The sequence below is a fragment of the Streptomyces sp. NPDC026394 genome, from assembly GCF_055567735.1.
In genome coordinates this window covers 283537-300400 of record NZ_JBVHPX010000004.1, presented here as the reverse complement: position 1 = coordinate 300400, position 16864 = coordinate 283537, and the positions used below count along the sequence as shown (strand labels likewise).

Sequence of the window (16864 nt, the reverse complement as noted above, 5' to 3'; positions counted from 1 at the left end):
CTTGCCTCGCACCCGGTCCCGCCCGGGTGCCCGCCTCGCACCCGGACGCCCCGGTCACTCCGCCTGGACGGCCTGGATGTCCATCTCCACGCGGATCGTCGCGCCGATGGCCGCGATGCCCCGGGCGAGCATCTTGCGCCAGTCGAGCGTGAAGTCCTCCCGGTGCAGCTCGGTCACCGCGGTGCACGCCGTACGCGTCTCGCCGCCCATGCCGGTGCCGAGACCCAGGTACCGGGTGTCCAACTGCACCGACCGGCTGACGCCGTGCAGGTGCAGCACCCCCTGCACGGCCCAGCGGGCCCCGCCCTTGTGCACGAACCGCTCCCCGGCGAACTGCAGATACGGGTAGCGCGCCACGTCCAGGAACTCCGCCGAGCGCAGGTGGTCGTCGCGCATCTTGACCCCCGAGTCGATGCTCGCCGCGTCGATCGTCACCTCCACCCGCGAGTCCCGCATGTCCGGCGCGATCCACAGGCCGCCCTCGAAGTGGTTGAACCGGCCGTGGATCTCGGCCAGTCCGATGTGCCGGGCGGTGAAGCGGATGGACGAGTGGTCGGGGTCCAGCCGCCACTGCCCCGGTGTGGGCATCGGCGGTGCCGGGGCCGGCTCCAGCTGCAGCGTCCGCGGCGCGGTCCGCGCCCCCTCGGTCACCGCGCTGTCGAACCGCTCCGGGCGGAAGCCGTCGCAGGTGACCACCACGTGGTACACGGCGGGTGCCAGCGTCGCGGTGAACATGCCGTTGGGGTCCGTCTGGCCGCGCGTGACCTCGGTGCCCTCCGTGTTGCGCACCGACACCCCGGCCCGTGCCATCGGCAGCCCGACGGGGTCGTGGACGCTGAGGTCCAGTGCACCGGCACCGCGCGGGATCGGGGCCGGTGCGGGGGCACTGCGGGCGGAGCGGTCACGAAGGCGGGTGAGGATGGCGAGCGCCATGGCAGGACGGGGCCTCTCGGTCAGTTGTGTCGAAAAAGTACATCTCCATCCTGTCATTGGTTTAGACCGCTGAGGACAACGGCTGTCAATACCCGATGAAACGTGAAATTCATCGCACCGGGGAGAAGGTGATGGCGAACCGGGCGGGAGCCACCGTCAGCTCGTGCTCCGGCAGCACCCCGGGCCCGCAGGAAGCGCTGCCGATGCCGTGCTGGGCGTGATCGAGGTGGATCCAGATCCAGTCTCCCGGAGTGAGGTCGGTGGTGTGCCGGGCGGCGTCCAGCTGCTCGCTCGTCCAGCGGCGCGCGCTGAACCAGAAGGACGGCTCGCCCTCGGCACGCAGCGCCGAGCCGTCGCTGCGGGACAGCTCCGCCCAGCGCACGTCCGCCCGCGCCCCGTTCTCCTGCGGACGCACGTACGGCGTCTGCAACGCGTCCACCGGCATGCGCCACAGCCCGGTCCGCGCCGCCGCCCGCGTGTCCGGATACGCCTCGCCCGGGCCGCCGCCGTACCACCGCGCCGTCGAGAGGTTGCCGCACACACCCAGCCGCACACCGAGCCTGGGCAGCGGGCAGGGCCAGTCGCCGTACGGCCGGACCGACACCTCCAGCCGCAGCCGCTCACTGTCGGCGGTCCAGCGGTACTCCGTGTCCAGGGCGAGGTCGGTACCGGCCGGCGCGACCCGGGTGCGTACCACCACCGCGTGACGGTCGCACTCCACGGACGCCACCCGGTGCCGCATGCGGTGCAGTCCGATACGGCGCCACTGCGCGGCGCGGTGCGGCCCCGGCTGCCAGGGCGCGCCCTCGTCGTTGTCGGTCGGTGCCCGCCACACGTCCAGCCGGGGCCCCTTCAGATGGCAGCCGTCGAGATACCGGAGCACACCGGTGGTGGCGTCGAAGGCGCCCGGGCCGAGGAGGATGAGGTTGCCTTCGCCGCGCCGGGGCGACGCGCCCGGGGCGGTGGGACGGGGCGTGGGGCGCGGCGGGGTGGCGGGCAGCTGACCCCAGGCGACCTCGTGACCGGCCGCGGCCCAGGCGGTGTCCCCGGCCAGGGACGCCCGTACCGTCCACAGGGCCTCGCGGCCGCGCCGGCCGGCGGGTTCCGGGGGCAGCTTCACCTCGGCGCGGGCTCCGGGGGCGAGCGGCGGCACGGCCAGCGGTCCTTCGGCGAGCACCTCGCCCTCGGCCTCGTAGGACCAGTGGAACGCCAGGTGCGCCAGGTCGCCGAAGTCGTGCAGGTTGGTGATCCGTACGGTGCCGGACCCGCCGCTCTCCGTGCCGCCGTCCTCGCCCGTGCCGTCGATCCGTACCGGTTCGACGACCTTCTTGAACTCCACCAGCCCCGGCGACGGCACCCGGTCGGGGAAGACCAGGCCGTCGCAGACGAAGTTGCCGTCGTGCAGGTCCTCGCCGAAGTCGCCCCCGTACGCGTGGAACACCTCGCCGTGCGGGGTGCGCTGCCGCAGCCCGTGGTCGATCCACTCCCACACGAAGCCGCCCTGGCAGCGTTCGTACGTCTCGAAGAGCCGCTGGTACTCGCGCAGTCCGCCGGGGCCGTTGCCCATCGCGTGCGCGTACTCGCACAGGAGGAACGGCAGGGCGCGGCGCCGGGCGTCCGCGGCCGGGTCGGCGAGCGGCTCCTCCTCCCGCCGGCCGATCCGTTCGACCTCGGCGTGCTCCGCGTACATCCGGGAGTAGACGTCGGTGTCGGCGCACGACGGGTCGCCCTCGTAGTGCAGCGGCCGGGAGGGGTCACGGTCGCGCGCCCAGGCGGCCATGGCGGACAGGCCGCGGCCGGTGCCGCACTCGTTGCCCAGCGACCACATGATCACGCTGGGGTGGTTCTTGTCGCGCTCGACCATCCGGCGCATGCGGTCCAGCAGGGCCGGGGTCCACGCGTCGTCGTCCACCGGGTTGCCCCGCCAGTCCTGCTGACCGAAGCCGTGCGTCTCCAGGTCGCACTCCTCGACCACCCACAGGCCCAGCTCGTCGCAGAGGTCGAGGAAGGCGGGATGCGGCGGGTAGTGGCTGGTGCGGACGGCGTTGACGTTGTGCTGCTTCATCAGCAGCAGGTCGCGGCGCATCGCCTCGGGGCCCAGCGCGCGGCCGTGCCGCGGGTCGAACTCGTGCCGGTTGACGCCGCGGAACAGGACGCGGCGCCCGTTGACCTTCAGCAGACCGTCCTCGACGCACACGGTGCGGAAGCCGATGCGCAGGGGGACGCACTCGCCGGGCGTGCGCAGTTCGGCGTCGTACAACTGCGGGGTCTCGGCCGTCCACGGTATGACCGGCACCGTCGCGCTCTGCCCGGTCGCCAGGTCCAGGCCGAGCGCGGGAACGGTGACCCGGCCCGCCGGCGCGCAGTCCACCCGGAGGGTGCCGTGGCCGGTGCGGTGGTCGTAGGAGGCGTGCACGAAGTGGTCCAGGACGGCGCCCGCGGGCCGGTGGTGCAGCGTGACGTCCCGGAAGACGCCCGGCAGCCACCACTGGTCCTGGTCCTCCAGGTAGCTGCCCGAGGACCACTGGTGGACACGGACCGCGAGCACGTTACGGCGTGCCCGCAGCAGATGGCCCACCTCGAACTCGTGCGGCAGCCTGCTGCCCTTGAAGTGCCCCAGCTCCTTTCCGTTGAGCCACACCCGTGCACAGGACTCGACACCTTCGAAACGCAGCAGGGCGGGCCCGGGTTCCCAGGCGTCCGGAAGGTCGAAGGTGTGCCGGTGGTCACCCGTCGGGTTCTCGTCGGGCAGCCGCGGCGGATCGACGGGGAACGGGTAACGGGTGTTGGTGTACGCGGGTGCGCCGTGACCGGCGAGCACCCAGTGGCCCGGCACCCGCAGACCCTGCCAGTCCGTGTCGTCGAAGTCCGGCCGGGCGAAGGAGACGTCCGTGGAGCGGGCGGTCGGCAGGAGGCGGAACCGCCACATCCCGTGCAGCGACATCCGCCGCGCGTCCGAGCGGGCGAACCAGGCGCGCGGCGGCCGGCAGCCCAGGCCGGGGGACACGTCCTCGTAGTACGGGAGGTGCTGTGGGGGGCGGGGTACGGGCGGGGCGCTCGCGGGACGTCCGGCGGGGGCGGGGTGTCTTTCGGGTGCGGTGGGTGCTCCGGGGGTGCGTGGTGAGGGTGCGGGGTGTTCGGCGTCGGGTGCGGTGCGGGGACCGACGTGTTCGGCGTCGGGCAGGGGCAAGGGTCCTCCTAGCTGCGGGGACACGGCAGGGCGTGGGGGATCACGTCAGCGAACCACGCGCGGCGGCGCGCCGCGACCACATACGAATGATTGACCGCTGAAGCATTCGCTCCGTTTCGTACTGGTCCCGAGCGCCTCTGTTCGTGCCGAGGGAGCCGGGTACTCCGGGCCGTACGCCCCCCATTTTGGATCAGCGGGTGACAACCGGCCGTCCCCGGGCACCCGGGCAGCATGAACGATGCACCGAAGAATCCGGACCCCGTACCGGAGCACACCGCCGGGCTGGAGCCGGGCGGCGGGGTCCCGCCGGGCGAGACACCGCCCGCCGAGGGCAGCACCCCGGACGCCGGGCCCCTGGAGACCCACAACCCGACCCGCGGCTGGTCCAAGGGACCGGTGCTGGCGCTCGCCGTCGTGGTCGTCCTTGTCGCCGCCTTCTTCATCGCCCGTATCTGGGGAGTGTGAGTACGCGGGGGCAGGTACACGGGCCGGGAGCGGGCGAAGGGGCGATGGCCGCACGGCTGGGTACGGGCGCGAGGGCGATGGCCGCACGGCCGGGTACGGGCACGGGTCAGCAAGGCTTGCGCAACGGCCCGGTGTAGTCACGGAGCAGCAGGATCCGGCCGTCCCGGATGTGGAAGAGCTGCACCGAGCGCCCCTCGAACGCGTCGCCGCGCCCCACACCCCTGGTGAGCGTCTCCGCGATGACGACCTCCGGGTCCTCGGTGCGGTGGACGGCGAGCGTCCGGAGCACGTCGACGCGCAGGGCCGACATCGCCGCCCGTGCGAACGTGCGTATCGTCTCCCGGCCCTCGATGCGGTCGGGGACGTCCGGGCCCGCGAACGGCAGCTCGATCACGCCGTCCGGCGCGAACAGGTCCGCGAAGGCGTCCGCGTCCTGCGCCGTGACCGCGGCGCGCCGCTGTTCGAGAACGTCCAGGGGGCTCACAGCAGGCATGGTCCCTCCGATCCCGCACCGCCGGGCCGGCGTTCCGCGCACCGGCCTCTGACGCCGAGCAGGGTAGCGCCGTGCCGCGCGGGCAGTCAGCCCGCGCGGCACGTGTGGCGGCCTGGCGCAGCCCCGCCCTCGTACCGGCTACCCGGCTTCCTCCTCGCCGCTGCGCACCGCCGCGAGGGCAGCCGCGGGGTCCTCGGCCGCGGGCCCCGCGGGTGCCCACTGCCCGCGCTCCTTCAGGTACGGCCACCATCGCCCGTCACGCCCGAATCTGAGCTGGGCGCCACCGCCGACCACGGTCCAGCGGTTGCGGTCGTGGCGCAGCTTTGGTGGGGGTTCGTCCGCCTCCCAGGCACCGGCGAGCTGAGCCGTCGCGCGGGCCAGGGCCGCCGGTTCCGGTGTCCACTCCTCCTCCAGTACGGCGAGCGCCGGTACGCCGCCGTACTCCCACGCCCGTACGGCCAGGGAGAGCGCTCTGGCCGTACGCCCGGAGCCGGACGCCAGTCGTGCGGCGATCCAGGGGGCGGGTCCGAGCGCTGCCAGACGTACGGCGTCCTGCGCGCGGGTCAGCGCTGCTTGCGGCGGTGCGTCGGCATGGCCGGGGGCCAGCGCGTCGGCCAGCAGCCGTTGGGCGCGCGCCGCCGTGTCACCTACTAGGAACTCCAGTGCCGGCACGTCCACGCCGGGGGCCGGATCCGTTCCTCCTCCGAGGACCGGAGCGGCGCCCGGCTCGTCCACGGCGGGCGGGGGCGCGGGCAGCGGCGGCAGGATGTCGCGCGCGGCGTACGCCTCCGCCGCCGGTATGCCCTCGGCCGCCGCCGGTTCCACCGCGCACCCACTGGACGCCAGGTGCTCAGCGACTTCCCGCGCGCGCAGGGCGGTACGGGCCTGAAGGTCCTCCAGGAGCTCCTGCTCGCTCCGTCCGCGCATCAGCAGCAGCACGAAAGGGTCCTCGTCCAGCAGGCGGGCCGTCTGGTGGCAGAGCGCGGCCGTGTGGGAACAGTGGTCCCACGCCCCGCAACCACACTCCGCCTCCAGGTCACCGATGCCGGGGAGCAGTTCGATGCCCGCGGCGGCCGCGTCCTCCACCAGGTGCGGCGGCATGTCGTGGTCCAGCAGCGCCGCGATGTGCCCGGCACGGTCCGCGACCAGGTCCAGGAAGCGGTCCCAGTCCGCCTCGCCCAACTCCTGGAGCAGCACGTCGCAACGGTACGGCGTACCGTCCCGGTCCTTGACGACCGCCGTGATCCGGCCCGGCCGTACGGAGACCGCGCCCACCGCCCCCGCCCGCGCGTGCCGGCGCCCCTGCTTGACCTGCTGGCCGTCCAGCGCGCTGTCCGCCAGCGCCTTCAGCCAGGCCAGGCCCCACCACGTCTGCGCGAAGCCACGGCCGTGCGCCGGCGGCAGGGCGGCGAAGGTGCGCTCCCTGCCCGGTCCCGGCAGGCGCGCGTCCCCGGAAGGTTCCGGGAGGGCTTCCCGGGCGTCCTCGTACAGGTTCCTCATCGCTCGCTCCCTCGCAGTGCCACCAGGTCCGCCAGCTCGGCGTCGGTCAGTTCGGTCAGCCCGGCCTCGCCGGAACCGAGCACCGCGTCCGCCAGCCTCTGCTTGCGCGCGAGCAGACCGGCGATCCGGTCCTCGACCGTGCCCTCGGTGATCATCCGGTGGACCTGCACCGGCCGGGTCTGGCCGATGCGGTACGCACGGTCGGTGGCCTGCGCCTCGACCGCCGGATTCCACCAGCGGTCGTAGTGCACGACATGCGCGGCCCTGGTCAGATTCAGCCCCGTACCCGCCGCCTTCAACGACAGCAGGAACACCGGCACGGCACCGTCCTGGAAGCGGCGCACCATCTCCTCGCGCCGCGCGACCGGCGTGCCGCCGTGCAGCAACTGCGTCGGCACGCCGCGCCCCGCCAGGTGCGTTTCGAGCAGCCGCGCCATCCGCACGTACTGCGTGAACACCAGCACCCCCGCGTCCTCGGCGAGAATCGTCTCCAGCAGCTCGTCCAGCAGCTCCAGCTTCCCGGAACGGCCCGCGATCAGCGGGCGCTCCTCCTTGAGGTACTGCGCCGGGTGGTTGCAGATCTGCTTGAGCGAGGTCAGCAGCTTGACGACCAGGCCGCGCCGGGCGAGGCCGTCCGCCGCCGCGATCTCGCCGAGCCCTTCGCGCACCACCGCCTCGTACAGCCCGGCCTGCTCCCTGGTCAGCGCCACCGCCCGGTCGGTCTCCGTCTTCGGCGGCAGTTCGGGCGCGATGCCCGGGTCGGACTTGCGCCGGCGCAGCATGAAGGGGCGGACGAGCCGGGCCAGCCGGTCGGCGGCAGCCGGGTCGGTGCCGCCTTCGACAGCCGTGGCGTAGCGCTCGCGGAAGCGGCTCAGCGGGCCCAGCAACCCCGGCGTCGTCCAGTCGAGTACGGCCCACAGCTCGGACAGGTTGTTCTCGACCGGCGTACCGGTGAGCGCCACCCGGGCGCCCGCGGGCAGGCGGCGCAGTGCCTTGGCCGTCGCAGAGAACGGATTCTTCACGTGCTGCGCCTCGTCCGCGACGACCAGACCCCAGCGGGTCGTCGCGAGCTTCGCCGCGTCCAGCCGCATCGTGCCGTACGTGGTGAGCACGAACGCGCCGTCCGCCAGGCCCGCGAGGCTGCGCCGGTCCGCGTGGAAGCGGCGCACCGGAGTGCCGGGCGCGAACTTCTCGATCTCGCGCTGCCAGTTGCCCAGCAGAGAGGCCGGGCAGACGACGAGCGTGGGCCCGGCGGAGGAGGGGGCGCTCTGCCGGTGCAGGTGCAGGGCGATGAGGGTGACGGTCTTCCCCAGCCCCATGTCGTCGGCGAGGCAGCCGCCGAGACCGAGGGAGGTCATGCGGTGCAGCCAGTCGAGGCCGCGCAGTTGGTAGTCGCGGAGGGTGGCGGCGAGGGCGGGGGGCTGGGGTATGGGCTGCTCGGTGGCGCCGTTCGGGGCGGTGGGGGATGGCGTGGGGGAGCCCGGTACGGCGTGATCCGGATCGGTGGGCTCCGGTACGGCGAAGTCCTGGGTGGTGGCATCCGGTACGGCGGTGTCCGGAGTGACAGCCTCCGGTACGGCCGCACCCGGTACGGCGGTGTCCGGAGCGGTGAGCCGGTCGCGGAGGCGGGCCAGCCAGCCGGACGCCTGCACCGCCACCCGTTCGCCGTCCCCGGCCTCGGCGGTCCCGGTGAGCGCCGCGCCGAGCGCGTCGATGGGCGTCACCTCGCGGTCCTGGCGGTCACGGGCCGCCCGCAGCGCCTCGGGGTCGACGAGCACCCACTGGTCACGCAGCCGTACGAGCGGACGTCCCGCCTCGGCCAGCCGGTCCAGTTCCGCCCTGCTGATCTCCTGGTCACCGACGGCGAAGCGCCAGCTGAACGAGAGCAGCGCGTCGGCCGAGAGGAAGGACGGCACGCCGGACGCGGCGCGGTCCTGACCAGGAGCGTCGTCGTCCTGGCCCGCTCGCGCGTGCTGCGGCGCGCCGTCCTGGTCGGGCGGCCCCACCACGGCCCGGGTGGTGAGTCCACGTATCAGGTCCCGTGGCCAGTGCACCTGCACGCCGGCGGCGGCCAGCGCGCGCGAGGCCGGGCCGAGCAGCTCGGCGATCTCCTCGTCGGCGAGGTCCACCGCGTCCGGCACGGCGGCGGACAGCAGGGGCGTGAGCGGCGCCCAGACGGCGGCCGCGCGGCGCAGCGTGAGCAAGGTGTCCATTCGGGCCCGCGGGCCGAACGCCTGCCCGGTGGGGGAGTCGCCCGCCCACACCTCGGCGGCGTCGGCGACCAGAGCCGGGTCGGTGGGGTCGTGCAGTTGGAGAACGGCGGTGAAGCCGGTGCGGCCGGCGCCAGCGGCCCCGGGCCGGCCCGTGTCCGACCCGGGCAGCCCGGCGACCTCGACACGCAGGGAGATCCGTACACCGACGTCGTGCCCGGCCGCCACATCGGCGGCCCAGTCGCGCTGTTCGGGGATGTGCTGCGGTTCGGGCGCGGCGAACGCCGGCCCGTCGGTGACCAGTGTGGCGGCGGGGGAGCGGGGCAGACTGTCCGCCACCGCGTCCAGGAAGTCGCGTACCAGGCGCTCGGGATCCGGCAGCAGTACGGGGCCGGAGTCGGGGCCGGTGGCGCCGGGGAGCGGGACGGCGTGCGCCTGTGGTGGCAGTGCCGCCGCCAGTTCGCGCAGCCGCTCGACGTCGGCGGGGTCGAGCGGGCCCACGCGCCACGCGTCGTGACCGGAACGGCTCACGCCGGGCAGCAGCCGCCCACGGGCGACGAGTTGCAGCGCCAGTACGGCGGCGGTGCCCCAGAAGGCCGCGGCCGGATCGGACGTACGGGCCGCACGGGCGCGGGTGAGGACAGGAAGGGCGTCGGCGACGGGCAGCACGACGGCCGGAACGTCGATGAGCTGGATGCCGTCCCCGTCTCCGTCCCCGTCTCCGGCTCCGTCCTCGTTCCCGGTGCCGGAACCGGGGGCGGCCGGGAAGGCGACGGTCAGCGACTGTGTCGGCCACCCGGGGCCTTCGTCGCCTGCCGTGCCGTCCGCACGCCAGAAAGCGACCTGCCCCGTACGGGCCGGGTCGGCGGGCAGGAAGACCGCCGCGCGGCACGCGAGGGCGAACAGTGGTGCGGAGGAGGTCGGGGGAAGAGCCGGGGGAAGAAGTGCCACGTGCAGCAAGCTCCTCAAGTTTGACTACTGGCGACCGGAGCGCCCGAGGGTACAGCATGATCGGGGGCCGCGCCGACCACGGCCCGCGGCGGCCCGGCAGGCCGTCGGCGCGGAGGGAACCTGTGGGGCCGAAAAGGCGTTCAATGGGATACAGCGAGCGCGGCAACCGCCGCGGAAGGGACGTGAAGGATGTCCACGAACGCAAAGGTCGCCATCGGTGGCGTGGCGGCGGGAGTGATTTTGCTGTGGCTGCTGCCGTTCTGGGCGGCGGTGCTGGTCATGGTCGGTGTGCCGGCCGTGGCGTATCTGACGCTGGACCCCTCGCAGCGGCGCAGGCTGCGCCGTGCGACCCGCAAGGAGATAGGGCGCTGACCATGTGGCCGGTGCCCGGACGTCCGGCGGTGTGAGCCGGGCGGGCGACCGGGCCGCGACGACGTCCCCGTCAGCGGGCCCGTGGGCGGACGGCTCACGGGTGGGGCGCCGCCACGGCTCAGAACCGGACCGTCAAGCCGACCGGACCGTCAAGCCGGGCGGGCCCTCGAACAGGTCGCTCCCTCAAGCCGACCGGACCGTCGAGCCGACCGGACCGTCGAGCCGACCGGACCGTCGAGCCGACCGGACCGTCGAGCCGACCGGACCGTCGAGCCGACCGGACCGTCAAGCCGGCCGGGCCGCCAGCGCCTCCAGTGCCTGCAACAGTCCCGGCAACTCCGGCCCACGTCCCACCGGCAGTATCTCGCCGGGCTGCTCGTCCAGGAGGACGAACGCGATGTCGTCAGTACGGGCCACCATGCTCCACCCCGGGCCGTCCACGCGGAGTGTACGGGCCTCACCGGCGGCGAAGGACGAGCGGATGCGTCCCGGTGGTGGCGGCTCGGCCACGTAACCGCGTGCCTCGGTCAGTGCCCGCCGGACCCCGGCGTGCGGCCGGGCCCCCGGATCGACGAACGTGACCTCGCCCTCGACCTGTTCGCGCCAGGCCGCCCACTGGAGCGCGATCTCGTCCGCTCCCATCCGGCGCTGCGCCGGCCCCCACTGAGCGGCGTCCGGCGGCCTGAGTACGGCCGGACCGCCCTCTTCCGGCTCGGGGTCGTGCGGCGCGGGCACCCCCGGCGCCGCGACGGCGAGTGCGATCGGCCAGCCGGGCAGTGCTTCGACCATGCTCTCCTCGCCGGGGGAGAGGTCGTACTCCATCCCGCAGTCCCAGGCCGCGACGGCGCACGCGACGAGCGAGACGTCGTCCGTCACCACGGTCCAGCGCGCACCCGTCCCGTCCTGCCCGAGGACCAGGCCGTAGCCCTGCTCGTACGGTGCGAGGCCGAGCCCGGCGCACACCTCCGGATAGTCGTTGCCGAGCACGCTCGGAAACTGCGCGGGCGTCAGCAGCAGCGCCGTCAGGACGAGCAACTGATCGTCGTCGACGCTCCCGGGCGTGGCTCCGCCGGCGTTTCCGGCCGTGGACGTACCGGCGCTCTCGGTCGACACCCGGGGCCTCCCCATCCGATGCGCTCCGACCCGCCCGGCCCCGGTCGCCGCCTCCGGCCCCGGCCCCCGGACCCGCCCGCGCCGGGCCCGAACCGGCCCGATCGTTCCGATCAGTCGTCGGCGCACCCTAGTTGGCCGGGCAGCAGGTTGTCACCAGTCGTACGCCACCCCTCCGGAAACCGGCCACCCGGAGTTCGGCCCCGGCCCCGGTCTTATCTTTGGCCCCGGCCCCGGCCCCGGCTTTGGCTCCGGCCCCTCAAGCCACCGGCAGATTGAGCAGATCACGGGCCACCGTCTGCGGTGACTCCCTGCGCTCCCGGGCAAGCGCGATCACCGCCCGGCAGGCCAGCTCGTTGATGCCGAAGGCGAGCGCCTCGGGGGAGACCCATTCCGCCGTCTCCGCGCTGCGCTCGTCGTCGTCCTCGGCGCACGCCGCCACATGGGCCGCCGCTGCCTCGAAGATGTTGTGCCGCCGCTTCCCCCCGGGGGCCCGCGGCTCCTCGCTGCCCCGCAGGTGCTCGGCGGTGCGGAGGCGGGTGAAGAAGGTCCGAAGGCCGCGGAACAATTCGGAGATTTCGCGCAAGAACCCGGTCATTGTGTCCCCCATTCCCGGTTCCCGTTCCGGTCGTTCCAGTGTGCCCGTCACGCTTACGATGGGAACTTCGACGACGAAAGGGCGGGTACTCGGTGCGGCGTTACGACTGGCTCAAGGAGATCCAGCGGCTGGACCCGGAACGGGACTTTCTGCGTATCCACCGCATCACCACGACGTACGAATTCCCGTGGGACGTCGCGCGCGCCCTGGAGCTGGCGCTCTACCGCACCTACGCCGTTCCCAGCATCGGCCGGCTGCTGGCCGAGACCGCCGAGCTGACGGACCGTACGCAAAAGCGCTACGACGACACCGCGCTCCTCCTGGACGCGGTGATGGAGCACGGCTTCGACAGCGAGGACGGCCGGACCGCGATCCGCCGCATCAACCAGATGCACCGCAGTTACGACATCACCAACGACGACATGCGGTACGTGCTCTGCACCTTCGTGGTGGTCCCCAAGCGCTGGCTCGACCAGTTCGGCTGGCGGCGGCTGAGCGAGCACGAAAAGCATGCCTCGGCCGTCTACTACCGCACCCTCGGGCGCCATATGGGTATCACCGGCATCCCGCAGGACTTCCAGGAGTTCGAACGCTGCCTGGACGATTACGAGCACGCGCACTTCGGCTGGGACGAGGGCGGGCGCCGGGTCTCGGACGCCACGCTCGGCCTGATGGCGGGCTGGTACGGCCCGCTGGCCCCGGTGGTGCGTGGCGCGAGCATGGCCCTGCTGGACGACGCCCTGCTGAACGCTTTCCGCTACGAGCGTCCCGGGCCGGCTGTCCGTGCCGCGGTGCACGGCGCACTGCGGCTGCGCGCCAAGTCCGTACGCCTGCTGCCGCCGCGCCGGCGCCCGCACTACGCCCGCCAGAACCCGGAGATCAAGGGCTATCCGAACGGCTACACCATCGCTGGCCTCGGCACCTTCCCCCAGAACCGCCCTGCGGGCGGCTGCCCCGTACCGCACTGAGACGCCCGGCGGCCGGAAAGGTCTCCGCCCTGATCGTCTCCGCTCGTTCCGGAGTCATACTTGAGCGGTGACCGAGGAAGACCGCGAGTACGCCCAGCAGTGGCTGGCCGAGCGCGGTGTCACCCGGACGGCGGACGCGTGGCGCGACCGGCGGTCGCCGGGCGCGGTGCTGACACCGACACAGGTGGCGCACGCGTGGACGGACGAGGTGCTGTCCGACAGCGGCCTGGCCACGTCCGCCCGTCTGCGGCTCGCGTTCGGCCTCCTGGACCTGCTGGGCGATTACTGGGTCACGTGCGAACTCCGCCTCGCCGTACGCGACGAGCGGCACCCGCTGCGGGCGGACCTCTTCTGGGACGCCTGTCGTCGGCGGCTGGAAGCCCCTGAAGAGCCGGCCGCCCTTCTCTCCTCACTCTGGGTGGACTGGTTCGAGGACCGGGCCACCGCGGAGGAGGCGTTCGCCGAGGTGCTGGGCAACGATGTGGAGGGCATGGACGCACCGGGTGACGGCACCGTAGAGGCGCCGGGCCTCACGACGTCGCACCTCACCGGGCCGGTTCGCACGATGCCGAACGGTACGGAGCGGGACGCCCTGCTCCGTCGCGCCACCAGGGTCCTCGGCGTCTCGGGGCCCGTGCCCTGGCGGGTGAAGCACGCCGCGTACCGTACCGCCGCGACGGTCCCGCAACTCCACCCCGCGCTGTTCCGCGGCCTCCTCGGCAGCTACCACGACCTGTACGGCGATCTCGAACCCCGCGCCGCACTCGCCCTCCTGGGCCAGTTGCACCTGTCTGCCGTCACCGAGCACCTGGCTCCGCTGCGCGCCGTCCTCACGGCCGGCCACCGGAACCACTACCGCGCCCCGGACGCCTGGCCCCGGGCCCTGGAGGCGTCTCAGGCCCCCTGACGCACGGCCAGCGCCAGGAAGCGGGCGTCCTCGTCCACGTACCGCGCCAGGTCCCAGCCGGAACGGGCGAGCAGCGGCCGCAGGTTGGGCTCGGCCCGTACGTCGCCCGGCGTGAGCGGGCGCCCCTTCCGCGCCGCCAGCGCCGCCCGCCCGACCGGGTGGAACAGGGCGAGCCGGCCTCCGGGCCGTACGACCCTGGCGAGTTCCGCGAGACCCGTCCCGGGGTCGGCCAGATGGGACAGCAGCCCGGCGGCGAAGACCGCGTCGAGTGCGGCGTCCGGCAGCGGGAGCCGCTGCACGTCGGCGAGCAGCAGGGGCGCCAGGCGCGCACGTCCGGCCCGTACGGCCGCCGCGAGCATCTCGGGAGTCAGATCGGCGCCCAGCACCGTACCGTCCGCCCCGACGGCGGCCCGCAGGGCTGGCAGCGCCCGCCCCGTACCGCAGCCCGCGTCCAGCACCCGGTCGCCCGCGCGCAGCTCCATCGCCGCGACACCCGCCTGGTAGGCCGGACCGTCGTCGGGGAACCGCGCGTCCCAGTCGTGCGCCCGGGAGCCGAAGAACTCCCGCACGTCATGCGTCTGAACGGTGTCCTCGGGAGCTTTGGCGGCGTCGTCGTCCATACGGCAACTCTAGATGCCGCTGATCGTCCGGGGTACGCGGTGGTTGGTGCCGCAACTGTTTCCCTTCGATGTCTTACCTTCCCGGCCGCCCGGCGTAATCATGCAGGCATGACGGACACGGGGAAGTGGAATTTCGTCGACCATTTCGGTGCCGATCCGCAGGGCCTCATCGACGCGGCGGCTCTCCTGCAGCACGCGGTGACCACCATGTGTGACGCCGGCGGCGGAACGCTGGTGATTCCCCCCGGGCGTTACCGGATGCACAGCACGGGAACGGTGGTACCGGATTCGGGGAACCTGACCGTGATCGCACACGGCGCCCACATTTTCCGCAGCGACACCTCCACCATCGACACGCTCTGGGGCGGCGGTTTCTCCCACGACGGCTACAACGGCGCCTCCAACATCAGCATCCACGGCGGCCTGTGGGACGGTGGCGCGGGCAATCCGCGACCGCTGGACATGTTCGCCTTCTGCTCCGCGGAAAACATCCTGTACGCGGACCTGGTGGTCGAGAACATTCCGGACTGGCACGCGATCGAGTTCCACGGCGTCCGCAACGGCACGGCGCGCAACTGCGTCTTCCGGCGTTTCAAGGCCACCACACCGACCCGGTTCTTCTCCGAGGCGATCGAGGTCCAGGAGGCGCCGGACGGTACGCACAGCAGCGGCATCGTCGTGGACGGCTGCTCGGCCGACGGATACGGAGCCCTGGTGGGCACGCACACGGCCACCTTCCCCGGCCGGTTCCACGACGGTCTGCGGGTGGTGAACAACAGGATCACCAACGCCAAGAACTACGCCGTACGCGCGCACAACTGGCGCCACGCGGTCATCGCGAACAACATCATCGAGGACTGCAACAGCGGAATTCAGGTACAGGTGGATCCCGCCGCGCAGTACCGGTCGTGGTTCTGGTCGCAGACCGAGGACATCATCATCGCGCACAATGTCCTGACGCACATGGGACTGGAGAAACAGCCCGGCCAGGGCGCGCGTTACGCCACCATCGGCGTGTACGGAATGTCGGACACGCCGATGGAGAACGTCGTCGTGACGGGGAACATCATCCGTGACTGGGCCAGTTCGAACGGCATAGCGCTGCAGTACGTCCACGAGGGAGTGGTCACCGGAAACGTCGTCAAATACAGCCAGGGCGGCGACGGCACCGCGATACTGTTCACCTCCTGTTCCGGCGGGACTGCCACGGGAAACAATGTCCGCTACGCCGGTTCGGGCGTGGTCGGCGCCGAAGTCTCCGCCGGGAACAGGATCAGCCTCCGGTGAGCGCGGTGTGCTGTGGTGCGTCGCGGCGCGCCGTGCGCACGGCTGACGCCGTCAGGTGGTCACCGCGGCAGTTGATCAGCCGTTCACCCGGGCCAGCGAGAAACCGTCGTACCCCTTGCTGCCCACGGTCTGCACCGCGGTGGCGGTCAGCTTCGGGTTCTGCGCGATGAGTTCCAGGAACCGGCGGAGGCCGCGGATCGAGGGGTCCGTACTGTCGGCGTCGGCGATGTCCCCGCCCCGGACGACATTGTCACCGATGATCAGGCTGCCGGGGCGGGTGAGTTCGAGGACCCGCTCCAGGTAGTACGGATTGTTCGGCTTGTCCGCGTCGATGAAGACCAGGTCGAACGGTTCGGCGCGTTCGGTGACGAGCTGCGCGAGGCTGTCGAGCGCCGGAGCGACGCGCACCTCGGTGCGCTCCGTGAGCCCGGCGCGCGCGAGGTTCGCGCGGGCCACCGCGGCGTGCGCGGGGTTCGCCTCCAGAGATATCAGACGGCCGTCGGCGGGCAGGGCGCGGCCGAGCCAGATGGTGCTGTAGCCGCCGAGCGTGCCGATCTCCAGGATCCGTCGGGCACCCTGTGTCAGGGCAAGGAGGTGGAGCAGTTTGCCCTGCGTGGGAGTGACGCTGATGTGGGGGAGGCCGGCCGCTTCGCTGTCGCGCAACGCGGCGTGCAGCGCTTCGTCGTCCGGGGCGAGCAAGGAGCTGAAGTAGTCGTCGACCGTGTTCCACTGCTGCTGAGACATCTGGTCCCTTCGCCTGCCTAGTTAGGTCTGCTAATCAAACTACCAGGGGCGGGTGCGTCTGTTCGCGTGATCGGCGGACCGGAACCGTTACCGCTCCGGCTCACCTCTCAGGTCCGATGGCCCCGCTCGTGCAGTGGCGTGAGGTGGTCGCACAGTTCGCACCGTGGCGCGTCGCGGGCCGCCCGGATGCCGAGCAGCGGCTCACCGCAGATGGCGACCAGCGGCCGTACGGGCGACTCCCGCGGATGGCAGATGCGGCAGACGTTGTGCCAGGGACCGGCCTCGTTGTCGCCCGCGGCGGGAACGGCCGCGATGTCCGCGCCGGTACCGGTGGCCTCATGGGTGGACATCATCAGCCTTCTTTCTCGCGTCCCGCCGGCGCGTCGGCCGGTCTGCGGCGCGGGCTCCCCGTTGGTGGCGCCCGGCCGGACCGTGGCCGGGGCTTTCTCCCGAAGCGTACGAACTTGTCAACTCCGTGCCACGCTGCGTAGCGCAAGGAGTACGGTCCTCGCCATG

At 72.7% G+C, this 16864-nt stretch carries 15 protein-coding genes; 5 read left to right on the top strand and 10 right to left on the bottom strand.

Translation table 11 applies throughout. From position 1 onward, the window contains the following. Positions 1–54 precede the first annotated feature (54 nt). The gene (locus ACZ4QV_RS12690) at positions 55–933 is read right to left on the bottom strand and encodes a YceI family protein (protein WP_361147792.1); all 879 of its coding nucleotides are present in this window, start codon (positions 931–933) and stop codon (positions 55–57) included. Positions 934–1042: 109 nt separating this feature from the next. After that, entirely contained in the window at positions 1043–4123 is a 3081-nt protein-coding gene (locus tag ACZ4QV_RS12685; RefSeq protein ID WP_361639723.1) for a glycoside hydrolase family 2 TIM barrel-domain containing protein, read from the bottom strand. A gap of 231 nt (positions 4124–4354) precedes the next feature. On the opposite strand from ACZ4QV_RS12685, the gene ACZ4QV_RS12680 reads away from it, so the two are divergent. Next, positions 4355–4588 (top strand): DUF6480 family protein, encoded by a 234-nt coding sequence (locus ACZ4QV_RS12680; protein WP_030023284.1) that lies wholly within the window; start codon positions 4355–4357, stop codon positions 4586–4588. Positions 4589–4694: 106 nt separating this feature from the next. Here ACZ4QV_RS12680 and ACZ4QV_RS12675 read toward each other — a convergent pair whose 3' ends face one another. The 3 genes from ACZ4QV_RS12675 to ACZ4QV_RS12665 all read right to left on the bottom strand — a co-directional run bounded on the left by ACZ4QV_RS12675 (position 4695) and on the right by ACZ4QV_RS12665 (position 9742). Next, positions 4695–5081, bottom strand: coding sequence for a nuclear transport factor 2 family protein (locus ACZ4QV_RS12675; protein WP_361147790.1), 387 nt, complete (start codon positions 5079–5081; stop codon positions 4695–4697). A 138-nt stretch (positions 5082–5219) separates the two neighbouring features. After that, positions 5220–6581 (bottom strand): SWIM zinc finger family protein, encoded by a 1362-nt coding sequence (locus tag ACZ4QV_RS12670; protein WP_467762875.1) that lies wholly within the window; start codon positions 6579–6581, stop codon positions 5220–5222. Further along, positions 6578–9742, bottom strand: a complete 3165-nt coding sequence (locus tag ACZ4QV_RS12665) for a DEAD/DEAH box helicase (protein WP_467762874.1) — start codon at positions 9740–9742, stop codon at positions 6578–6580. The genes ACZ4QV_RS12670 and ACZ4QV_RS12665 overlap by 4 nt, the downstream gene beginning before the upstream one ends. A gap of 189 nt (positions 9743–9931) precedes the next feature. On the opposite strand from ACZ4QV_RS12665, the gene ACZ4QV_RS12660 reads away from it, so the two are divergent. Next, on the top strand, positions 9932–10114 hold the full coding sequence (locus ACZ4QV_RS12660; protein WP_361147784.1) for a hypothetical protein: 183 nt from the start codon (positions 9932–9934) through the stop codon (positions 10112–10114). Between the two features lie 285 nt (positions 10115–10399). Here ACZ4QV_RS12660 and ACZ4QV_RS12655 read toward each other — a convergent pair whose 3' ends face one another. Beyond that, entirely contained in the window at positions 10400–11227 is an 828-nt protein-coding gene (locus ACZ4QV_RS12655; protein WP_361147782.1) for a hypothetical protein, read from the bottom strand. A gap of 256 nt (positions 11228–11483) precedes the next feature. Continuing rightward, on the bottom strand, positions 11484–11822 hold the full coding sequence (locus tag ACZ4QV_RS12650; RefSeq protein WP_361147780.1) for a hypothetical protein: 339 nt from the start codon (positions 11820–11822) through the stop codon (positions 11484–11486). Between the two features lie 92 nt (positions 11823–11914). Here ACZ4QV_RS12650 and ACZ4QV_RS12645 point away from each other — a divergent pair, with 92 nt between their 5' ends. Both ACZ4QV_RS12645 and ACZ4QV_RS12640 read left to right on the top strand, forming a co-directional pair. Next, positions 11915–12790, top strand: coding sequence for an oxygenase MpaB family protein (locus tag ACZ4QV_RS12645; RefSeq protein WP_361147778.1), 876 nt, complete (start codon positions 11915–11917; stop codon positions 12788–12790). A gap of 67 nt (positions 12791–12857) precedes the next feature. Next, positions 12858–13697, top strand: coding sequence for a hypothetical protein (locus tag ACZ4QV_RS12640; RefSeq protein WP_361590091.1), 840 nt, complete (start codon positions 12858–12860; stop codon positions 13695–13697). Here ACZ4QV_RS12640 and ACZ4QV_RS12635 read toward each other — a convergent pair. After that, on the bottom strand, positions 13685–14317 hold the full coding sequence (locus tag ACZ4QV_RS12635; RefSeq protein WP_361147774.1) for a class I SAM-dependent methyltransferase: 633 nt from the start codon (positions 14315–14317) through the stop codon (positions 13685–13687). The two genes, ACZ4QV_RS12640 and ACZ4QV_RS12635, sit on opposite strands and share 13 nt — an antisense overlap. Before the next feature lie 108 nt (positions 14318–14425). Between ACZ4QV_RS12635 and ACZ4QV_RS12630 the strand changes: the two genes are divergently transcribed. Further along, positions 14426–15604 (top strand): NosD domain-containing protein, encoded by a 1179-nt coding sequence (locus tag ACZ4QV_RS12630; RefSeq protein ID WP_467762873.1) that lies wholly within the window; start codon positions 14426–14428, stop codon positions 15602–15604. 75 nt (positions 15605–15679) lie between these two features. Here the strand turns inward: ACZ4QV_RS12630 and ACZ4QV_RS12625 are convergent, their stop codons facing one another. Together ACZ4QV_RS12625 and ACZ4QV_RS12620 are read right to left on the bottom strand one after the other, a co-directional pair. Next, the gene (locus tag ACZ4QV_RS12625; RefSeq protein ID WP_361147770.1) at positions 15680–16348 is read right to left on the bottom strand and encodes an O-methyltransferase; all 669 of its coding nucleotides are present in this window, start codon (positions 16346–16348) and stop codon (positions 15680–15682) included. Positions 16349–16455: 107 nt separating this feature from the next. Next, complete coding sequence (locus ACZ4QV_RS12620) at positions 16456–16701, bottom strand: hypothetical protein (RefSeq protein WP_030023266.1); 246 nt, start codon at positions 16699–16701, stop codon at positions 16456–16458. Positions 16702–16864 lie beyond the last annotated feature (163 nt).